General features: G+C 67.1%; 17 protein-coding genes. 8 read left to right on the top strand and 9 right to left on the bottom strand.

Features of this window, described 5'->3' with window-relative positions; genetic code table 11:
* Positions 1 to 357 precede the first annotated feature (357 nt).
* Positions 358 to 1,527: a murein hydrolase activator EnvC family protein gene (locus ACPYOD_RS10030; protein WP_481301599.1), complete on the top strand. Its 1,170-nt coding sequence runs from the start codon at positions 358 to 360 to the stop codon at positions 1,525 to 1,527.
* A gap of 10 nt (positions 1,528 to 1,537) precedes the next feature.
* Positions 1,538 to 2,881 (top strand): S41 family peptidase, encoded by a 1,344-nt coding sequence (locus ACPYOD_RS10025; RefSeq protein ID WP_481301598.1) that lies wholly within the window; start codon positions 1,538 to 1,540, stop codon positions 2,879 to 2,881.
* A 9-nt stretch (positions 2,882 to 2,890) separates the two neighbouring features.
* Here the strand turns inward: ACPYOD_RS10025 and ACPYOD_RS10020 are convergent, their stop codons facing one another.
* The 5 genes from ACPYOD_RS10020 to ACPYOD_RS10000 are packed head-to-tail and all read right to left on the bottom strand — an operon-like array spanning position 2,891 to position 5,650.
* Complete coding sequence (locus ACPYOD_RS10020) at positions 2,891 to 3,520, bottom strand: hypothetical protein (protein WP_481301597.1); 630 nt, start codon at positions 3,518 to 3,520, stop codon at positions 2,891 to 2,893.
* A gap of 4 nt (positions 3,521 to 3,524) precedes the next feature.
* Positions 3,525 to 4,283, bottom strand: coding sequence for a twin-arginine translocase subunit TatC (gene tatC / locus ACPYOD_RS10015; protein WP_481301596.1), 759 nt, complete (start codon positions 4,281 to 4,283; stop codon positions 3,525 to 3,527).
* Positions 4,270 to 4,659, bottom strand: coding sequence for a Sec-independent protein translocase protein TatB (gene tatB / locus ACPYOD_RS10010; protein WP_481301595.1), 390 nt, complete (start codon positions 4,657 to 4,659; stop codon positions 4,270 to 4,272). The genes tatC and tatB overlap by 14 nt, the downstream gene beginning before the upstream one ends.
* Before the next feature lie 12 nt (positions 4,660 to 4,671).
* On the bottom strand, positions 4,672 to 4,920 hold the full coding sequence (gene tatA / locus ACPYOD_RS10005) for a twin-arginine translocase TatA/TatE family subunit (RefSeq protein ID WP_481301594.1): 249 nt from the start codon (positions 4,918 to 4,920) through the stop codon (positions 4,672 to 4,674).
* Between the two features lie 43 nt (positions 4,921 to 4,963).
* Positions 4,964 to 5,650: a lipid-binding SYLF domain-containing protein gene (locus tag ACPYOD_RS10000; protein ID WP_481301593.1), complete on the bottom strand. Its 687-nt coding sequence runs from the start codon at positions 5,648 to 5,650 to the stop codon at positions 4,964 to 4,966.
* Between the two features lie 109 nt (positions 5,651 to 5,759).
* Here ACPYOD_RS10000 and hemH point away from each other — a divergent pair, with 109 nt between their 5' ends.
* Complete coding sequence (gene hemH / locus ACPYOD_RS09995) at positions 5,760 to 6,827, top strand: ferrochelatase (protein WP_481301592.1); 1,068 nt, start codon at positions 5,760 to 5,762, stop codon at positions 6,825 to 6,827.
* Positions 6,820 to 7,656 carry an alpha/beta fold hydrolase gene (locus ACPYOD_RS09990; RefSeq protein WP_481301591.1) on the top strand — a complete coding sequence of 279 codons (837 nt, stop codon included), beginning with the start codon at positions 6,820 to 6,822 and terminating at the stop codon, positions 7,654 to 7,656. Before hemH ends, ACPYOD_RS09990 begins: the two co-directional genes overlap by 8 nt.
* Positions 7,657 to 7,751: 95 nt before the next feature.
* Here ACPYOD_RS09990 and cyoE read toward each other — a convergent pair whose 3' ends face one another.
* From cyoE to ACPYOD_RS09970, 4 genes are read right to left on the bottom strand one after another with little or no spacing between them, the layout of a single operon-like run.
* Positions 7,752 to 8,669, bottom strand: coding sequence for a heme o synthase (gene cyoE / locus ACPYOD_RS09985; RefSeq protein ID WP_481301590.1), 918 nt, complete (start codon positions 8,667 to 8,669; stop codon positions 7,752 to 7,754).
* A complete protein-coding gene (locus ACPYOD_RS09980) occupies positions 8,666 to 9,814 on the bottom strand; it encodes a COX15/CtaA family protein (protein WP_481301589.1) in 1,149 nt (382 codons plus the stop codon). Before ACPYOD_RS09980 ends, cyoE begins: the two co-directional genes overlap by 4 nt.
* Positions 9,814 to 10,380, bottom strand: coding sequence for a hypothetical protein (locus tag ACPYOD_RS09975; protein ID WP_481301588.1), 567 nt, complete (start codon positions 10,378 to 10,380; stop codon positions 9,814 to 9,816). Before ACPYOD_RS09975 ends, ACPYOD_RS09980 begins: the two co-directional genes overlap by 1 nt.
* 14 nt (positions 10,381 to 10,394) lie before the next feature.
* On the bottom strand, positions 10,395 to 11,105 hold the full coding sequence (locus ACPYOD_RS09970) for an SURF1 family protein (RefSeq protein ID WP_481301587.1): 711 nt from the start codon (positions 11,103 to 11,105) through the stop codon (positions 10,395 to 10,397).
* A 41-nt stretch (positions 11,106 to 11,146) separates the two neighbouring features.
* Here ACPYOD_RS09970 and ACPYOD_RS09965 point away from each other — a divergent pair, with 41 nt between their 5' ends.
* From ACPYOD_RS09965 to ACPYOD_RS09950, 4 genes are all read left to right on the top strand, one after another.
* Positions 11,147 to 11,383, top strand: a complete 237-nt coding sequence (locus ACPYOD_RS09965) for a twin transmembrane helix small protein (protein WP_072322441.1) — start codon at positions 11,147 to 11,149, stop codon at positions 11,381 to 11,383.
* A 112-nt stretch (positions 11,384 to 11,495) separates the two neighbouring features.
* Positions 11,496 to 11,714: a hypothetical protein gene (locus ACPYOD_RS09960; RefSeq protein WP_481301586.1), complete on the top strand. Its 219-nt coding sequence runs from the start codon at positions 11,496 to 11,498 to the stop codon at positions 11,712 to 11,714.
* A gap of 66 nt (positions 11,715 to 11,780) precedes the next feature.
* On the top strand, positions 11,781 to 13,988 hold the full coding sequence (gene uvrD / locus ACPYOD_RS09955) for a DNA helicase II (RefSeq protein WP_481301585.1): 2,208 nt from the start codon (positions 11,781 to 11,783) through the stop codon (positions 13,986 to 13,988).
* Positions 13,989 to 14,110: 122 nt separating this feature from the next.
* Positions 14,111 to 15,826 carry an Hsp70 family protein gene (locus ACPYOD_RS09950; protein ID WP_481301584.1) on the top strand — a complete coding sequence of 572 codons (1,716 nt, stop codon included), beginning with the start codon at positions 14,111 to 14,113 and terminating at the stop codon, positions 15,824 to 15,826.
* Position 15,827: the final 1 nt, after the last annotated feature.

The raw sequence follows: 15,827 nt of genomic DNA, 5'->3' as shown, positions 1-15,827 counted from the left end.
CACGTGGCCCCGCGGCCTGGACCGGCCGACCTTCACGTGCACGAAGGAGCATACGGACCCATTCTTGACACAATTGACGCGTTGCGTCAAAACATTTGGACGTCTAAACGGAATTCTTACGAGGCCTAGGAAAAGACCAGTGGAAAGGAATCGGGGCCTGCGAGCCCCGTCGGCGCATACCAGTTTCCATTTCCTGGAGACGACTGCCCCTTGTGGGAGCCGGCTATGCCGGCGATCCCGCGCCAGCAGGTATTCCCGCGAACGGGTATCGCCGCTGAAGCGGCTCCCACAAGAGGCCTCCAATGGCGGCCCCGCCGGGCCACCGCCAGGCGTCCGGGATGGGCGATAATCCGGACCATGCGCCCACTCGCCCTTGCCTGCACCCTCACCGTCGCCCTCCTCAGCCTCGCCACCTTCCCGCCGGCCCGGGCTGCCCAGGACGCCAAGGCCCGCGCGGAGCAGCAGGACGCCCGGCAGAAGCTCGAGGGGGTGCGCAAGGACATCGAATCCCTTACCCGGGAGCAGCGCGAAACCGCCAATGCGCGCGACAGCGCCAACGCCGCCCTGGCGAAGCAGGCCGAACAGGTGTCCGCGGCGGCGAAGGCGGTTCGCGAGACGGAGGCCGAGCTGGAACAGCGGCGGCACGACCTCGACCAGCTGAACGCCCAGCGGGCGGACATGCAGGCCGGCCTCGACAAGCAGAAGGGCGCCCTCGGCGACCTGCTCCGGGCCACCTATACCCTGGGCCGCGGCTCGGACCTGCAGCTGCTCCTCGGCGACGAGGACGTCAACCGGATCTCGCGCGCCCTCGCCTACTCCCGGTATTTCCAGGAGAACCGCGTCGAGCGCATTCGCGGCCTGCTCGCGGATCTTTCCCGCCTGCAGGAGGTCGAAGCCGCCATCACGGCCGAACAGCAGAAGCTGGAAGCCACCCGCTCCGAACGCGAAAAACGCGCCGCCGAACTGGAGAAGCAGCGCGGTGCCCAGCAGAAGCTGGTCGCCGACGCGGACGCCAGGTACAAGGACCAGGCCCAGCGCATGGCCGCCCTGAAACAGAACGAGCAGGACATGAATGCCCTCGTGGCCCGGCTGCAGAAGGTGATCGACGAGGCCGCCAAGGCGGCCGAGCCGGCGCCTGCCCCGAAGGGCGCGCCGGCCGCGTCGCCGATGTCCAACCTGCGCGGCAACCTGCCCTGGCCGGCCAACGGCCCGGTGCATGCATATGGCAACGGCGTCATCATCGTCGCGCCCCGCGGCAGCGAGGTGAAGGCGGTGGCGCGTGGCCGCGTGGTGTTCGCCAGCTTCCTGCGCGGCTACGGCATGATGATCATCGTGAACCACGGCAACGGTTTCATGAGCATGTACGGCAACAACGAAACGCTGCTGCACGGCGTGGGCGACACGGTGGAGGCCGGCGAAGCCGTCGGCACCGCGGCGGCGCCCGCCGGCGACAACGGCGCCTATTTCGAGCTGCGCCAGGGCGGCAAGCCCATCGATGCGCGCGGCTGGCTGAGCAAGAAGAATTAAGGACTCAGGTATGCGCCAGCACCCCCTTCGCCTAGCCCTCGTCGTCGCCCTCGGCGCGCTGGCGATTTCCACCGCCCAGGCCCAGCAGAAACCGCTGAAGCAACCCGATGCGCCGGCCGCGTCCTCGACCACCGCCGCCGCGGTGGCCAAGGGCGCCGACGACGCGGTAAGCCTCGAAGACATTCGCAATTTCACGCGGGTGTACCACATCGTGCAGCAGGCCTACGTAGAGAAACTCGACAACAAGACCATCATGAACGCCGCGATCAGCGGCATGCTGCAGAACCTGGACCCGCACAGCGAATACCTGGACAAGGAAGGCCTGGACGAACTCGACGAGGACACCACGGGTCAGTACGGCGGCCTGGGCATCGAAGTGCTGCAGGTCGACGGCATGCTGAAGATCGTCGCCCCCATCGATGACACGCCGGCCTCGCGCGCCGGCGTCAAGCCGGGCGACACCATCCTCAAGGTGGACGGCATGGTGGTCGACAGCCAGAACATCGACGAAGCATTCAAGAAGCTGCGCGGCGATCCGGGCAGCAAGATCACCCTCACGATCCTCCACGAGAAGTCGGACAAGCCGATCGACCTGCCGATGGTGCGCGAGCGCATCAACGTCACCAGCGTGAAGGTGCGCCCGCTGGAACCGGGCTACGTGTACATCCGCCTGAGCCAGTTCCAGGAAGACACGGCCAGCGACCTCGACAAGAAGCTCGGCGATTACATCGCGAAGAACGGCGCTCCCCGCGGTGCCGTACTCGACCTACGCTCGAATCCGGGTGGCTTGCTGACCACGGCCGTGGGCGTCGCGGACACCTTCCTCGACAGCGGTACCATCGTCACCACCAAGGGCCGGCTGCCCGACGCCAACCTGCATTTCGACGCCCACCCGGGGGACATGTTGCACGGCGCGCCTATCGTCATCCTCGCGGACAACGGCACGGCCTCGGCGGCCGAGATCGTCTCGGGCGCCCTGAAGGACAACCACCGCGCGTTGATCATGGGGCGCCGCACATTCGGAAAGGGCGTGGTGCAGACCGTGCTGCCGCTCGACGAGACGCATGCGGTGAAGATCACCACCGCGCGTTATTACACGCCGAACGGCACCTCCATCCAGGCCGAAGGCATCAAACCGGACATCGCCCTCGCCGATCTTTCGGTCAACAAGGCCGATACGCCGCCGCAGCTCATCGGATCGGAAGCCGACCTTCCCAACCACCTGGTGAACGAGAAAGCCGCCACCGATGACAAGAACTCGAGCGACGACGACGGCAAGCTCGCCATCGAGGACTACGCGCTCTCGCAGGCGCTCAACGTTCTGAAGGGGCTGGCGCTGAACAAGCCGCGCTGAGCGCGGCTGTCACCAGAAGCGCCACCACGGGCGCGTGGCCTTCGCCACCGCCTTGCGTACCTTGCGTGGCAAATCGGGATCGGCCGGCGGCGGTGCCACGACTTCCGCCGGGGTCCAGCCTTCATAGGACGCCGCACCGAATGCCGACGCTGGCAGGTCGGCATGGAACGTCGTGACGCTTTGCGCCAGTTCGATCGGCAGCGAATAGTAATGGTCGACGTCGTCGCCCTCGGCGTCCGCCGCGTCCTGCATGGATTCGATGCGCGCATGGATCGCGTCGAACGCGGCGGGGAGGCTGCCGCTGGTGGACAGGTCGCGCGTGTCGTCCTGCTGGCCGTCGTGCTCCGCGCGCCAGTTGCGCAGGCCGTTCACGTAGCACGTGGACGAACTGACCATCACCTGGTCGTCGTATTCGCAGGTCACGACCACGCAGCCGCGCGACAGGCGGCGCATCGCGTCGTCTGCGATCAGCGGCGCGGCGAAGCGGGTGACCACCGCGTACCAGCCGTTCGGCAGGGCCAGCGCGAAACCCCTGCGGGGATGGCTCGCCGTCTGCTCGTTGCGCACCAGATCGAGTGCGGCGAGGACCTCGTCGCCGCCTTTTCCCTTGACTGCGAGCCAGCCGATCGAGGCAGCCATGTCCTTACTCCGGCGCGGCCGGCTTCAACAGGAAGCGCACCGCGAGCAGGCCCAGTTCATAGAGCAGGCACATCGGCACCGCGAGCATGATCATGGAGAGGAGATCGGGTGGCGTGATGAAGGCCGCGATGGCGAAGGCGCCCACGATGGCGTAACCGCGCCCCTTGCTCAGCTTCTCGGCGTCCACGACACCGATGGCGGCAAGGATCACCACGGCCACCGGGACCTCGAAGCAGAGCCCGAAGGCGAAGAACATCAGCATCACGAAATCGAGGTAATGCGTGATGTCGGTCATCATCGCCACGCCCTCGGGCGTGACGGCGTTGAGGAACTTGAACGCCGCCGGCAGCACGATGAAATAGGCGAATGCGCAACCGGAATAGAACAGCACCAGCGAGGCCACCAGCAGGGGCCGGGCAAGGCGCTTCTCGTGCCGGTACAGCCCCGGGCTGACGAAGGCCCAAAGCTGGTAGAGGATCATCGGCATGCTGATGAACAGCGCCACGAAGAAGGAGAGCTTCAACGGCGTGACGAACGGGCTGGCGACCTCGGTGGCGATCAGGTGCGCGCCCTGCGGCATGCGCTCCACCAGCGGCTTGGCAAGCTCGGCATAAAGGTGGTTCGCAATGGGCACCAGCGCCAGCAGCACCAGCAGCAGTACCACGATGGCACGCATAAGGCGCGAGCGCAGTTCGATCAGGTGCGAGAACAGGCCCTCTTCGACCACGTCGTCGGGCGACGGATCGGGCTCACGTGCGGTCATGCGAATCGTTCTTCAGCGGAAGCATGTCGAGGGCCGGATCGGGTTCGCGGGGCTCCGCGTGCGCCGTCTGCGTTTCGGTGAACGTGTCGCGCACCTGCTCGCCGGTCTCACGGAGGCCAGCACCGGCGGCGCGGATATCCTCGCGCACGCTGTCGTGGGTGGCGCGGGCGTTTTCCGCCGTCTCACGAAGGGTGCGCTTGATTTCCTCGGCCTGGATCTCCCGCTCCACCTCGGCCCGCACGCTGTCCCAGCCGCTGCGCATCCGCCGCAGGAGGGCACCCGCGGTGCGGGCGGCATGCGGCAGGCGCTCGGGTCCGAGGACGATGAGCGCCACCACCGCGAGCAGCAGCAGTTTGGTGAGGCTGATGTCGATCATGGCGCCGCCGGATCAGGGCGCGCGGTCGCGCGGCTCGCTCGTCGTCTCGCTATGGACCGGCGGGACCTGGGTGGACGCCGGCGGGTCGGCCCGCAGCTTTTCCTCGCGCTCGCGCTGCTGGCGGGCCTCTTCGTCGCCGTCCAGGCCCTTCTTGAAGTCCCGCATGGCACCGCCCAGGTCCGAGCCGATATTGCGCAGCTTCTTCGTACCGAAGATGAGTACGACGACGAGCAGCAGGAGGACGATATGGGTAATGCTCATGGAAACCTCTCGGGCCGCCTCGGGCGACCGGTGGGACGGGGGGTCAGCGGTTAGTGTACTCCTCAAGTTTATCCCTGAATTCGACCACCTCGCTTGGAACGTTCGTCACACCGCCTTCGAAAATGCGGCGCGGGGTGATTCCCGGGCCGTAGATGGCCTCGTTCGAGTCGTCGTCGATGCTGAAATGGGCGCCGTCCAGCGCGATGCCGGCGTACAGGCCCTTGGCGCGGGCATAGGTGTAGATCTCGGCATTCATCCGTCCGTCGGTGGCGGCGGTGGCCGAGCGGCCGACCGGGCCGGCAGCGGCCCCGGCGTTGGCGCCCATGGTCCACTTGCCGTCGATGATCTCGTTGACGCCGCGATCGGTCATGAAGACGAGGATCACGTCGGCCGACTGGATGCCCGCCTGGAAGCCGAAGCCGGCACCGGCGAGGGAAATGAAGTTGGGATTCGACCACACGCCGTCGTGCTTGATGGAGATGAGGCCCTCGCCCTTGGTGCCGGAGAAGACGAAGCCTCCTTTCACCATTTTGGGAATGACGGCGATCGCATGGGCATTCCGCAGCATGTCGGTGGGGAGAGACTTGTCCGGCGCGTCGTCGACCATGTCCCTCAGCACGCGCACGGCCTCCCTGGCCTGCTTCTGCGGCGGATCCGCCGCCTGTGCCGCCAGCGAAGGCAGCAGGGTGAGCAATCCCAGGGCAAGCAGGGTGACGAGGCGTGGGGACATCGGTGGCTCCTTTCTGGCGCAGGTGGGCATCGGCTGCGGCCATGCGTTACGAGCTTCGCTACGCCGCCGTATGGCAGACTGCAGCGATCCCCGCGAGCGCCTAACGCCGATGCCAGGTAATCCAGACTATACCGGCCCTGCCGGTCAATCCCACGACACGACAGCGAAGGCAGGCGTCCTGCTGGTTAACCTCGGTACACCTGAAGCCCCCACCGCCGCCGCCGTCAGGCCCTACCTCGCCCAGTTCCTCGGTGACCGCCGCGTCATCGATTATCCGCCGCTGCTCTGGAAGGCGATCCTGTACGGCGTGATCCTACGGGTGCGGCCGAAGCGCTCCGCGCACGCGTATGCGCGCATCTGGACGCCGGAAGGTTCACCGCTGCGCGTCTACAGCGAAGCACTGGCCAAGGCGCTGGAGTCCGAACTGTCCATGCGGGCAGGCGCCCCCGTGCGGGTCGCGCTCGCGATGCGCTACGGCCGTCCCGACGTGGCGTCCACCGTCGCCGCGTTGCAACGCGACGGCGTGCGCCGCCTCCTCGTGCTGCCGCTGTATCCGCAGTATTCGGCCACGTCCACCGGCAGCGTCTTCGACGCGGTGGCGGACACGATCAAGGGCCTGCGCTGGCCGCCGGAACTGCGCCAGATCAATGACTACCACGACGAGCCGGCCTACATCGCCGCGCTGGCGGACAGCGTGCGCGCCCATTGGGCCGCCAACGGCCGTGGCGAGAAGTTGCTCATGAGCTTCCATGGCATTCCCGAACGCTATGTCCGGGAGGGCGATCCGTACTTCGAGCAAGCGCAGGCGACCGCGCGGTTGCTTCGCGAAGCCCTGGGGCTTTCGGAAGCCGAGGCGCCCCTCAGCTTCCAGTCTCGGGTGGGCCGCGAACGCTGGCTGCAGCCCTACACCGACGAGACCGTGAAGGCGCTCGGCGCGCAGGGTGTGAAGCGCATCGACGCCATCAGCCCGGGCTTCGCCGTGGACTGTCTGGAAACCCTCGAGGAAATCGCCATGCAGAACGCGGAGTTTTTCCGCGAGGCGGGGGGCGAGGCCCTCCGTTACATTCCCTGCCTCAACGCCACGGCGGCGCATGTGGACGCGCTGACTGACCTTGTATTGAGACACGTCCAGGGATGGCCCGAGTTCTCCCCAGGCACGGCGCGTCGCGATGCGTGAGTTGAACGTTTCCATCCCCGGACTCGAACTGGGGGGCCTGAGTTGGGGCGAACCCGACGCGCCGCCCGTGCTGATGTTGCACGGATGGCTCGACAACGCGGCGAGCTTCGCGCTGCTCGCGCCGCTGCTTGCCAGCCGTTTTCACGTAATCGCGCTCGACCTGCCCGGCCACGGCCACTCGCAGCACCTGCCGGAAGGCACGGTCTACCAGCACGTGGATTACGCGCGCGCCGTACTGGCCGCGGCTGATGCCCTCGCATTGCCTCGCTTTCATTTGTTGGGGCATTCGTTGGGTGCAGGCATCGCCACGCTGGTGGCGATCGCGGCCCCCGAGCGGGTGCGCCGTCTCGCCCTCATCGAAGGCCTGGGCCCGCTCGGCGACGACGGCTCGCGCACGTTGGACCGCTTCCGCGAGGCCATGGCGTCCAAGGCCGGGGGCAACCGGCCGCTACGCGTGTTCCCGACCATCGACGACGCGGCGGCGGCACGCGCCCTGGTCGGCGGTCTCGATGCCGATCTGGCGCGTCCCATCGTGGAGCGCGGCTTGCGTACGGTGGACGGCGGCTACAGCTGGCGCAGCGATCCGCGGCTGTCGCGCCCCACGGCCATCCGCCTCGCCGAAACCCAGGTGATGGCGCTGCTGCTCGGCCTGGCCGCGCCCACGTCGCTGTTGCTGGCACGGCCCCATCCGCCGTATCTGGAACCCGAAGCGCTACAGGTACGCATCGACTGCGTGGCGGACATCCGCGTCACGCACATGGACGGTGGACACCATCTTCATCTGGAACACCCGGCTGACGTCGCCACGTGGGTGAACGAAAGCACATAAGCATTTGTGGGAGCCGGCTATGCCGGCGATCCCGCGGCAGCGGGCCACGTCGAGTCGAGCACCCATCGCCGCTGAAGCGGCTCCCACAAGAAGCTTCAGGCCACCGGTTCGAAGCGGAAACCGGTCTGGATCACCGGGTCGACCAGCCAGTGGTCGGCCAGCAGGAAGGCGAACAGCACCATCAGGTACACGATGGAGTAGTTGAACGTCTTCATGGCGAACAATTCGTCCGGCGGATTCAACAGGCGAATCGCATACCAGAGGAAGCCCGCGCCGAGCACCACGGCGCCGAACAGGTAGATGAGGCCGCTCATGCCCGTGAAGAACGGAAGCAGGGTCACCACGAAAAGCAGGATCGTGTAGAACAGGATGTGCCAGCGCGTATAGGTGACGCCGTGGGTCACCGGCAGCATCGGCACCTGCGCCCGCGAGTAATCGTCCACGCGGAAGATCGCCAGCGCCCAGAAGTGCGGCGGCGTCCACACGAAGATGATCAGCAGCAACTGCAACGCATACGGATGCAGCGAACCGGTGACGGCCGTCCAGCCCAGCATGGGCGGCGCGGCGCCGGCGATGCCGCCGATCACGATGTTCTGTGGCGTCGCGCGCTTCAGGTAGGCGGTGTAGATCACCGCGTAGCCGATGAGCGAGAAGAAGGTGAGCACCGCGGTGAGCATGTTCACCAGGAACACCAGCACCAGCATCGAGATGATGCCCAGCGTCATGGCGAAGACGAACACCTGCATCGGCGTGAGCTGCCCCGTGGCCAACGGACGGTGCGAGGTGCGCGCCATCAGCTTGTCGATGCGCTGGTCGATGAGGTGGTTGAACGCGGCCGCCGACGCCGAGGCCAGCCAGATGCCGAGCGTGCCGAAGACGACGGCGTGCCAGGTGGGCAGCATCCGCTGTCCGTTCGCATCCACCGCCAGGAACATGCCGATGACGGCGCAGAACACCAGCAGCGCGACGACGCGCGGCTTGGTCAGTTCGAGATATTGGCCCAGGACGCTCACGGCGACTCCACGGCCGGCAGGCGCTGCGTGCTCGCCAGTGCCGCCAGCAGGGTGAACAACAACAACGCGGCAACGCCATTGTGCGCCGTCGCCACGGGCAACGGCAGGCCCAGGTGCACGTTACCGATGCCCAGCAACACCTGCGCCACGAGCACCACGCCAACGGCAATGCCGACCTTGCGCAGCCCCGCCCGGGCGAGGCGATGCGACAGCCACGCGAGGTAGCAGAATGTCACCAGCGCGCCGATGCGGTGGGCGATCTGGATGGCGCTGCGCGCGGCCATGTCGAGCACCCCGCCTTCGTAATTCACACCGATGCCACGCCAGAGCACGAAGGCCTGCTCGAAATCGGTCTGCGGCCACCACTGACCCAGGCACTTGGGGAAATCCGTGCCGCAGGCGAGCGCCGCGTAATTCGAACTGGTCCAGCCGCCCAAGGCGATCTGGCCCACCAGCACGGCGATGCCGATCGCCACGGGGGCGCGCAAGGCCGCGAAGCGATCGTCCGGCGTGCCCACGCGCCACCAGCGCAAGGCGGCCCACGCCAGCAGGGCGAAAGTGGCAAGGCCGCCGAGCAGGTGGCCCATGACGACGATGGGCTTCAGCAGCAGCGTCACCGTCCACATGCCCAGCATGGCCTGGAAAATGATCACGGCCAGCACGGCAACGCCGACCTTCCACGCGCCGGGACGATCGAGCCTTGCCGCGGCCACCAGCGGCAAGGCGATGGCCAGCGCCGAAAGACAGGACGAAACGACATGTTCGCCGCGCATGTACATGACCACGCCAACGGCGGCGAACACGGCGGCGAGCAGCACGGCCGCCACGGCGAAGCGGCGACGCCACGCGGCTACCAGCGCAATCGCCAGGACCATCACGCCCAGGCTGCCGGCGAGGAAGCGATGCACCTGCTCGCGCCAGGCTTTGTGCGTTTCGTAGGGACGATCGGGGAAGGCTTCGTTCGCCCGCGCGATGTCCTGCGCGTGGCCTGGCCAGGTGGCCTTGCCGTAGCAGGTGGGCCAGTCGGGGCACGAGAGGCCGGCGTTGGAAAGACGCACGAACGCACCGAACATCACCACGCAGAAGGCGAACAGCGCCGCCAGCAGGGCCAGGGTGCGAAGGAATTTCACGGCACGCGGCGACATCAGCGGATCACCTTCTGCAGGTCTTTACGAAGTCCGTTCGGATCGAAGCCGGCCGGATACCAGGCCAGCGCCGTGGCGTTGGATTCGACGAGCACGGCGGCGACGGTGTCGGGCTCGGCGGGGCGGAACGGCGCGAAGGCGTCGGCGGGATCGCTGCCGGTCTTGTAATCGCGCATCGTGGCGTCGGCATCCGCCCCCGTCGGCGCAGCACCGATGTAGAGCAGGCGCAGGCGATCGGCGTTGCGATTGAGCACGATGCGTGCATTGCGCATGAGCGTGAGGGTGTGCACGCAACGCGCGGCGCAATCCGGGCCCGGCAGCGCCACGAGTGTGAGGCGGGGCTCGCTGTCGCGCCAGGCCCAGGGCTTGCCGTCGACCTCGACGCGGACGTCGGCGAGGCTTCGCTGCGGCACGATCGGCTGGCCGTTGCCCTTCCCTTCCGGCTGCCATCCGGACAGCGTGAGCAGCCCGGCGGCGACGATCGGCGCGAGGAACACGAGCATGATCAGCACCAGCTTGAGGCGGCCGCTGCGGGTCGTCGGAGGTTTGGCGTTCGGATCGGTCATGGATTCTCGGACAGCTAGCGACGCTTGCGATGCAGGAGGACGAAGATCACCACCGCCGCCAGGGCGAAGGTGAACCATTGGAAGGCGTAGGCACGGTGCCGCGCCGGCGGCATGAAGCCCGGCGTCCAGTCACGCGCGTAGATGCTCGCGGGATCCCCGTCCAGCAACAGCACGCGAGGATACAGGGAGTGGCCCAGGTCGGCGCCAATCTCGCCGAGGTCCACGTACACCATGGTTTTCTCGGCGCCGTGCTGGCCGGGCAGGCTGTCGCCTCCCATGCGTATCCCCACGCCTGGCGGCGGGACGTAGAGCCCCCGGACATGGGTTTCGCCCGCCGGCAACGGCGGCAGCCGCGGGTTCGCGCCACGTTCCTTGGGAAGGAAACCGAGGTCCACGAGCAGGTAGGGACTGGAGCCGAGCGGCGAGAAAGGCACATACACGTGCACGCCCACCTGGCCCGCATGGGTCTGGTCGTCGAGCAGGTAGTAACGGCCGGGCACGAAGCTGCCGCGCACGTCGAGGCGCGGGTAGCGGTCGAGCGGCGGCGTGTCGGCCACCTTGCCGAAGTCCTCGACGCCGGCTGCCGCCCCTGCGGCGAAGCGCCGCAGCAGTTCATCCTTTTCGGAGGCACGATCCAGCTGCCACACCCCCAGCCGCACGAACAGCAGGATGCCGGCGATGGTGAGTGCGACAGCGAACCACGTCGGACGGCGCAGAAAGGTCATGCAAGACCCCGCGTGGCCGCCGCTATACTCGGATTGTCGCAATGGGGCGGAACGGTCACGTGGAAACCATCTATAAGTACGCGCTGGTGATCCTGCTGCTGGTGGTGTTGTTCAACCTCGGCCAGGCACTGTTCTTCATGATGACCGATAAAGGTCAGAGCAAGCGCACGGTCTGGGCCCTCACCCGCCGCATCGGCTTGTCCCTGCTGCTCATCGCCATGGTGGCGCTGGGCATCTTCATGGGCTGGCTGCACCCCCACGGAGTCGGACAATTCTAGCGCGCATGGCAAGGGGGCCAAGGCGCGGTGCGGCAATCGGTGCGCCCGCACACGAATCGTGCACATCCGTGATCCCATCCTCGGCGCCACATCGAACCGGGAGGAAATCCACATGCGTGCAGGTCTCATCGTCGTAGGCGTCATCCTTATCGGGCTTGGGCTCTGGATCACGCTGGGCAACGGCAGCTATCGCAAGACCGATACCGTGGCCTCCATCGGTCCCGCCAAGATCGAAGCCACCCACGACAAGGCCATCCCCCAGTGGGTGGGCATCGCGGGCATCGTGATCGGCGGCATCGTGGCCGTGGCGGGCATCGCCCGCAAGCGCTGATCGTCACGGGGAGCGGGCCGGGCGGCCTTCGCGGCCCGCTCCGCTCCCACTCGCTACAATGGGCGGATGGATGTTTCCCACCTGCTCGATTCCCTCAACGACGCCCAGCGCGAAGCGGTCAGCGCCCCGCCCGGCCATTACCTGATCCTCGCCGGTGCCGGCTCCGGCAAGACCCGCGTGCTGACCAACCGCATCGGCTGGCTCACGCAGGTCGAACGCGTGCCGCCCTGGGCGATCCTCGCCGTCACCTTCACCAACAAGGCGGCGGGCGAGATGCGCTCCCGACTGGACGGCATCATCCCCGGCGGCACCCAGGGGCTCACCGTGGGCACCTTCCACGGCATCGCCCACCGGCTCCTGCGCCGGCATTGGCGCGAGGCGGGGCTCGTCGAAGGATTCCAGATCCTCGATTCCGACGACCAGCAGCGCCTCATCAAGCGCGTGGTCGCCGGCATGGGCCTCGACGAGGCCCGCTTCCCGCCGCGGCAGGCGGCCTGGCAGATCAACAACTGGAAGGACGAAGGCAAGCGGCCGGACGGCATCGAGCACCGCGACCACCCCGTCACCCGCACCTTCATCGAGATCTACAAAGCCTACGAGCAGCAGTGCCAGCGTGCCGGCCTGGTGGATTTCGCGGAATTGCTGTTGCGGGCGCACGAGTTGTGGCTGAAGGACCCGCAGGTCCTGAAGCACTACCAGGAACGTTGGCGCTACCTGCTGATCGACGAGTTCCAGGACACGAACACCTTGCAGTACGCCTGGATCCGGGTACTGGCGGGCGACACTGGCCAGGCCTTCGTGGTCGGCGACGACGACCAGGCCATTTATGGCTGGCGCGGCGCGAAGGTGGAGAACGTGCAACAGTTCCTGCGCGATTTCCCCGGCGCGAAGACGATCCGCCTCGAGCAGAACTACCGCTCCACCTCCACGATCCTCAACGCCGCGAACGCGGTGATCGCCCGCAACGGCGGCCGTCTCGGCAAGCAGTTGTGGACGGATGGCGGCGAAGGCGAGCGCATCGCCCTCTACGCGGCGTACAACGAACAGGACGAGGCCCGCTTCGTCATCGAGCGCATCCGTGAGCACATTGCCGAACACGGCAACGCGCGCGACTGCGCCATCCTCTACCGGTCGAACGCGCAGTCCCGCAACTTCGAGGAACAGCTGATCCAGCGCGACCTGCCTTACCGCGTGTACGGCGGCCTCCGCTTCTTCGAGCGCGCCGAAATCAAGGATGCCCTCGCCTACCTGCGCCTTGCCTCCAACCGCCACGACGACGCCGCTTTCGAGCGCGCGGTGAACACGCCGCCACGCGGCATCGGCGATCGCACGCTCGACGAACTGCGGCGTCGCGCACGCGCCGATGCCAGCTCCATGTGGGAAGCGTCGCTCACCGAGGTATCCATCGGATCGATGGCCGGTCGGGCGAAGAACGCTGTGAAGGCCTTCATCGGCCTCATCGACAACCTCGCACGCACCTTCGCGGGCCATGGCGACGGCGACAACGGCGAAGGTTCCTCGGCCCTCGACCTGGCCGAGCAGATCGAGCACGCCATCATCCATACCGGGCTGCGCGACTTCTACGAGAACGATAAGCGCGGTAACGGCGAGGCCCGCGTGGAAAACCTGGACGAACTTGTGAACGTCGCCAGCCGCTTCGAGATGACGCCCGAAGACCTCGATGCGGGCTTGAACGAACTCTCTGCGTTCCTGTCGCACGCCGCGCTGGAAGCCGGCGAGGGGCAAGGCGAGGCCTGGGACGACTGCGTGCAGCTCATGACGCTGCACTCCGCCAAGGGCCTCGAATTCCCCGTGGTCTTCCTCGTCGGCATGGAAGAAGGCCTGTTCCCCAGCCAGCGTTCCACCGAGGAAGAGAACCGTCTGGAGGAAGAGCGCCGGCTTGCCTATGTCGGCATCACGCGGGCGCGCGAACGGCTGTTCCTCACCCACGCGGAGTCGCGCCGCATGCACGGCACGGAGATGCTCGCCCGGCCGTCCCGCTTCCTGGGCGAGATCCCGCCCGAACTGATCGACGAACTGCGTCCCCGTGTGCAGGTGTCCCGTCCCGTCTATGCCGATCGCTTCGCCGCGGCGCCCTCGTTCGAGGCATCCTCGCCGATCCGCCTCGGCCAGCGGGTAACCCATCCGAAGTTCGGCGAAGGCACCATCGTGAGCGCCGAGGGCGCGGGCGCCCACATGCGCGTGCAGGTGAACTTCGAGGATGCCGGAAGCAAATGGCTGGTTTACGCTTACGCGAACCTCACGGCGCTGTAGTTTCTTGTGTATGTGCCGCTATAGCGGCGAGGGGAATCCTGCGGCCATGTCGCGAGGTTTCCTCGCCGCTGTAGCGGCTCCTACAGGACGGCGTCGGGGTAAGGGACTGACAGGGGGAGAGCATGATCGTAGGTATCGACCTCGGCACGACCAACAGCCTGGTCGCGGCGTGGCTGGACGGTGGGCCGCGGCTCATCCCGAACGTGCTGGGCAGCACGATCACGCCCTCGTGCGTCAGCATCGATGCCGACGGCAGCGTGCTCGTGGGCCAGGCCGCACGCGAGCGTTTGCAGACCCATCCGGACGACACCGCGGCGCTGTTCAAGCGCCACATGGGCAGCGCCCGTAGCGTTCGGCTGGGCGGTCGGGATTACCGGCCGGAGGAACTCTCCGCGCTCGTGCTGCGCTCCCTGAAGGCCGACGCCGAAGCGTTCCTCGGACGCCCGGTCACCGAAGCCATCGTGACCGTGCCGGCCTATTTCTCGGATGCGCAGCGCAAGGCGACGCGCGTCGCGGGCGAGCTGACGGGCCTGAAAGTGGAGCGCCTGCTCAATGAACCGACCGCCGCCGCGCTGGCCTATGGCCTGCACGATGCGAAGGGGGAAACGCAGTTCCTCGTGTTCGACCTCGGCGGCGGCACCTTCGACGTATCGATCCTGGAAATGTTCGAAGGCGTGATGGAAGTGCGGGCGAGCGCCGGCGACAACATGCTCGGCGGCGAGGATTTCACCGGCCTCATCACTGAACTCGCTTTCACTCAGGGCATTCCCCCCTCCGCGCGCAACGACGCCCTTTTCATGCAACGCCTGGCGGCCAAGGCGGAAGCCGCCAAGCGCGACCTCGGCAACGGCGGCACTGCACGCTTCGATGTGCGTTACCAGGACATCGCCGCCACCGTGACGATCGATCCCGAGGCCTTCGAAGAACTCGCGCAACCGTTGCTCAACCGCCTGTGGCGGCCGATCGAGCGAGCGCTTCGCGACGCCCGCATCCGCGCTGCCGATCTCGACAACGTCGTACTGGCTGGCGGCGCCACGCGCATGCCGATGATCCGCGCCCTGGCGACGCGTATGTTCGGGCGATTCCCTGCCGTGGGGCACCATCCCGACGAGGTCGTGGCGCTCGGTGCCGCCGTGCAGGCGGGCCTGAAAATGAAGGACAAGGCGCTCGACGAGATGGTGATGACGGACGTATGTCCGTACACGCTCGGCACCGAGGTGGTCCGCCTGCTCGACAACGGTGCACAAGCCGGTGGTTTCTACGCGCCTGTCATCGAGCGCAACACCGTCGTGCCGGTAAGCCGGGTGCAGCGTTTCTCGCCGGTGTCGCCACAGCAGACGCAGATCCGCATCGGCGTCTACCAGGGGGAATCGCGCCTCGTGCGCGACAACATTCCCCTCGGCGAACTCGTGGTTCCCATCGTGCCCGGCCCGGGTCACGCGGACGGTACGGACGTGCGCTTTACCTACGACGTGAACGGACTGCTCGAGGTGGAAGTGACGGTCGTCGCCACCGGCGCGAAGGAACGGCTCGTGATCGAAAGCGGCGGCAACCACCTTTCGCCGGCGGACATCGCGCAGCGCCTCGCGGCGTTGTCGGCGCTGAAGATCCATCCGCGCGACACGCTGGAAAACCGCACGTTGCTCGCGCGCGCGGAGCGGCTGTACGAACAATTGCTCGGCGCCACGCGCGACCAGCTGGGCCAGTTCATCCTGCGCTTCGAGCAGGTACTGGCCACCCAGGACGCACGCCTGATCGCCCGTGACGCCGCCGCATTTCGCGAGGCGCTGGATACGATCGAGCGCGACAGCCGCTTCGCTTCCGATCCGGTGGATTGAC

The organism is Luteibacter sp. HAY1-4A, from assembly GCF_056755355.1.
The sequence above is the reverse complement of the archived record's forward strand: the minus strand, read 5'-3'. Positions and strand labels throughout refer to the sequence as shown.

Excerpts from the sequence above, each read along its gene's own strand:
- ACPYOD_RS10030 (WP_481301599.1), top strand. The coding sequence starts at position 358 with ATGCGCCCACTCGCCCTTGCCTGCACCCTCACCGTCGCCCTCCTCAGC.
- ACPYOD_RS10025 (WP_481301598.1), top strand. The coding sequence starts at position 1,538 with ATGCGCCAGCACCCCCTTCGCCTAGCCCTCGTCGTCGCCCTCGGCGCG.
- ACPYOD_RS10020 (WP_481301597.1), bottom strand. The coding sequence starts at position 3,520 with ATGGCTGCCTCGATCGGCTGGCTCGCAGTCAAGGGAAAAGGCGGCGAC.
- tatC (WP_481301596.1), bottom strand. The coding sequence starts at position 4,283 with ATGACCGCACGTGAGCCCGATCCGTCGCCCGACGACGTGGTCGAAGAG.
- tatB (WP_481301595.1), bottom strand. The coding sequence starts at position 4,659 with ATGATCGACATCAGCCTCACCAAACTGCTGCTGCTCGCGGTGGTGGCG.
- tatA (WP_481301594.1), bottom strand. The coding sequence starts at position 4,920 with ATGAGCATTACCCATATCGTCCTCCTGCTGCTCGTCGTCGTACTCATC.
- ACPYOD_RS10000 (WP_481301593.1), bottom strand. The coding sequence starts at position 5,650 with ATGTCCCCACGCCTCGTCACCCTGCTTGCCCTGGGATTGCTCACCCTG.
- hemH (WP_481301592.1), top strand. The coding sequence starts at position 5,760 with ATGCCAGGTAATCCAGACTATACCGGCCCTGCCGGTCAATCCCACGAC.
- ACPYOD_RS09990 (WP_481301591.1), top strand. The coding sequence starts at position 6,820 with ATGCGTGAGTTGAACGTTTCCATCCCCGGACTCGAACTGGGGGGCCTG.
- ACPYOD_RS09980 (WP_481301589.1), bottom strand. The coding sequence starts at position 9,814 with ATGTCGCCGCGTGCCGTGAAATTCCTTCGCACCCTGGCCCTGCTGGCG.
- ACPYOD_RS09975 (WP_481301588.1), bottom strand. The coding sequence starts at position 10,380 with ATGACCGATCCGAACGCCAAACCTCCGACGACCCGCAGCGGCCGCCTC.
- ACPYOD_RS09970 (WP_481301587.1), bottom strand. The coding sequence starts at position 11,105 with ATGACCTTTCTGCGCCGTCCGACGTGGTTCGCTGTCGCACTCACCATC.
- ACPYOD_RS09965 (WP_072322441.1), top strand. The coding sequence starts at position 11,147 with ATGGGGCGGAACGGTCACGTGGAAACCATCTATAAGTACGCGCTGGTG.
- ACPYOD_RS09960 (WP_481301586.1), top strand. The coding sequence starts at position 11,496 with ATGCGTGCAGGTCTCATCGTCGTAGGCGTCATCCTTATCGGGCTTGGG.
- uvrD (WP_481301585.1), top strand. The coding sequence starts at position 11,781 with ATGGATGTTTCCCACCTGCTCGATTCCCTCAACGACGCCCAGCGCGAA.
- ACPYOD_RS09950 (WP_481301584.1), top strand. The coding sequence starts at position 14,111 with ATGATCGTAGGTATCGACCTCGGCACGACCAACAGCCTGGTCGCGGCG.